Source organism: Clostridium sp. (genome assembly GCF_051650885.1).
GTDB lineage: Bacteria > Bacillota > Clostridia > Clostridiales > Clostridiaceae > Clostridium.
The window spans coordinates 1-3,305 of sequence record NZ_JBOFRG010000293.1 but is presented as its reverse complement, the minus strand read 5'-3'; the positions used below and the strand labels follow the sequence as shown (position 1 = coordinate 3,305).

The window sequence follows — 3,305 nt, the reverse complement described above, 5'->3', positions numbered from 1 at the left end:
ACTTGTTAATTCTTAAATATGTACTATACTTACTTCTCTTATTATATTATTACTTTTTCATCTAGTCTACACCGATTGAATAAATTATTCAATAGTTTTACAAAAAATATATAATACACTTTAATTTTTCAGTATAGTTCCAACAAAGTATTATATTCTTCACATATCCTCAAATTCCTTCTATGATAAAAGAATTTTATATTTTTTTAGCTTCATTCCAAAGTTCATCCAACTCTTCTGTCGACATTTTTTTCAAACTTTTTCCACTTTCCAATGCAGCTTTTTCTACTTTTTCAAATCTTTTTATAAATTTATCAGTAGCTAAATTTAATGATTCCTCACCATCTATATTTAAAAATCTACTTACATTAACACATGCAAAGAATAAATCTCCTACTTCTTCTTTTATTCTATCCGCATCTTCGCTTTTATATACATCTAAAACTTCATTTAATTCTTCTATTATCTTACTTGAAGCACCTTTTATAAAATCTTCTTTCCAATCAAATCCCGCCTTTGAAGTTTTCTTTTGAACCTTCTCAGCTCTTTTTATACCCGGAAGTGATTTTGCAATAGCTAAAACCTCTTCTGTTGTTGTATTAAAGCCCTTTTCTTTTTTCTTTAATACCTCCCAATCTTCACTTACTTCTGTAGCGCCTTTTTCCCTCTTCTCCCCAAATACATGTGGATGTCTATATATCATTTTTTCACATATTCCATCTACAATATCACTTAAGTCAAAATAGCAGTCTTCTTTTCCAAGTGCTGCATGGAATATAACTTGTAATAACACATCTCCAAGTTCTTCTATAAGTGCATTATCATCTTCTTTATCTATAGCATCTGCTACTTCATAGCTTTCCTCTATTATTGCGTTTCTAAGGCTTTCATGGGTCTGTTCTCTATCCCAAGCACATCCTTCATCACTTCTTAAAACATCTACAATTTGAATTAAATCATATATATCCTTCTTATTGTTCTCATCCTTAGGAATATATATTGATGTTAAATAATCTATATCCTCTTGCATATCTAATTCATATAAAGGTATTCTTCTAATACTTTCTAAATCTTTTACACCAGCCGCTCTTACATAGATTATCTCTGTTTCATCATTATATGCTTCTAACAGCTTTAATTTTACTTCTGATGCTATAAAAGGATTATATACTTGTGTTATTATAGTTCCAATTCTCTTATCTAATATTTGATTTTCTATATCAAATGCATCAATAATTTTCAAACCTTCTATCGGGTCTATTTTCAATCTATCCATCATAGCATCAATAAAACTAACTGCTGGTAGTATTTCATATTCTATTCCTTTTTCATCACAAAGGTTCATAAGATTAGATACAGATTTTTCTGCAACTAACGGATGTCCTGGTACTGCATATACAATATCTTCATTTACTTCAGCATATTTTTTTACTAAATCCTCTGCAATATTCATATATACATCATCAAAGCTATCATATTTATTATAGTACTCATCGTAAGTGTTAAATTTTATATTTTTCTCCTTTATAAAATCTACAGTAGGATGGATTTCTGTTCTAAAATATATTTGATTGCTTTCTTCTAAAAGCATTAATGCTCCCATCGTTAGTGCCTCTTTCGCTCCTGGACCTAATCCAATTATCTTAATCATAATGTTGCTCCTTTTTATTTTTTAAATTTAGGTATTCTATCAACTATTTCATAAATTTTAAATACTTTCATCACCATAATCAAAGTTATATATACTATAATACCTAAAAATATAGATACTAAGCAAGATATACCGTTGCTTCCTATCCTAAGAATTAAAAATTTATAAGAAAAAAACACTACAATTCCCATTCCTATTGCCCCATATAATGGTTTTATAAAATTATTATATCCATTTATTTTTACTTTCATCGTTACTTTTAAATAAATTATATTCAAAATAGCCACAATCATATATGCAGTTATACTCGCTATTACCGCTCCATAAATATTAAAATCTGGATTAGGTACTAGTATGCTTGTTATTATAAATTTTACAGTACATCCTATCGCTAAGGTTACAATTGGAACTACATATTTCCCCACACCCTGCAAAATCGATGTAGTTGTTTGAGTAATTATAATAAAAGGAATTGTGATTCCCATATATTTTAATATTTCAACTCCACCATAATGCCCCTGAAAAACTAACTTCATAATAGGTTCTGCTAATATAAATATTCCTATTGTACAAGGAATTGCAACAACACCTGAAATCTTCATTGCCATTTCCACCTTGCTATTAACCTCATTCTTCCTTTTTAATACGTAGCTTTCTGCTATTATAGGCACTAATGATGCACATAAAGCTATAGATAACGTCATTGGTATATTTACTATTACAGCTGCTTTCCCTGTCATCTGAGCATATAATATAGTAGCTTGACTACTTTCTATCCCTGCCTGTAATAACCTTTGTGGGATAAGAATAGAATCTATTAAAGTCATTACCGCACTTACAGTCATTGCTACCGATATCGGTGCTGCTATCCTTAATATTTTATCCGTTACCTGATGATTCGTCTTTACTTTCTTAATCTTAAATTCCTTTTTAATTTTTCTATATTTAAAATATAAATACCCACCTGCAATAATTCCACCTGCTGCCGCTCCAAAAGCTGCTCCACCTGCTGCATATTCAATTCCTAATGGTAATAAAAATACAGCCAGTCCAATTCCTATAACCACTCTTCCAACTTGCTCTAATACTTGTGATATTGCTGAAGGACTCATATTCTGAAGACCTTGAAAAAATCCTCTGTATATAGTCATAATCGATAAAACCAATGGTGCAAATGATATTGCAACTAATGAATAATATGCTTTTACATCCCATTTAAGTGCTGTTATTATAGGCTTTGCAAATATAAATAATATTCCTGTAGTAGCTAATCCTAAAAGTAACATTATATATGTTGCAGACTTAACACACTTAAAACTTCCTTCAACATCTCCTACAGCATTATTTTCAGATACTATCTTTGATATTGCCACTGGAATTCCTGATGTCATTGCTACAAAAAACATTAATAAAGGATATGACATTTGATAAAATCCAATTCCTTCATCTCCTATTAGCATTATTAAAGGCCACCTAAAAAACAACCCTAAAAATTTTGCTAATATTCCTGCCACCCCTAAAACTATACTCCCTTTTATTAGAGATTGTTTCCTCATAAAATACCTCCAAACTTTTTACTTTCTTACTATTTTTATTTAAAGTTTAGAGGTATTATTACTCTTTTTTAATTATGTATTATTATTCCATTTGTTTT

General features: G+C 29.6%; 2 protein-coding genes. Both read right to left on the bottom strand.

Annotation, left to right across the window (positions count from 1 at the left end):
• Positions 1 to 196 precede the first annotated feature (196 nt).
• Complete coding sequence (gene mazG, locus ACRC28_RS13995) at positions 197 to 1,651, bottom strand: nucleoside triphosphate pyrophosphohydrolase (protein ID WP_438544062.1); 1,455 nt, start codon at positions 1,649 to 1,651, stop codon at positions 197 to 199.
• Positions 1,652 to 1,665: 14 nt separating this feature from the next.
• Positions 1,666 to 3,207, bottom strand: coding sequence for a putative polysaccharide biosynthesis protein (locus tag ACRC28_RS13990; RefSeq protein ID WP_438544061.1), 1,542 nt, complete (start codon positions 3,205 to 3,207; stop codon positions 1,666 to 1,668).
• Positions 3,208 to 3,305: the final 98 nt, after the last annotated feature.

Excerpts from the sequence above, each read along its gene's own strand:
- mazG (WP_438544062.1), bottom strand. The coding sequence starts at position 1,651 with ATGATTAAGATAATTGGATTAGGTCCAGGAGCGAAAGAGGCACTAACG.
- ACRC28_RS13990 (WP_438544061.1), bottom strand. The coding sequence starts at position 3,207 with ATGAGGAAACAATCTCTAATAAAAGGGAGTATAGTTTTAGGGGTGGCA.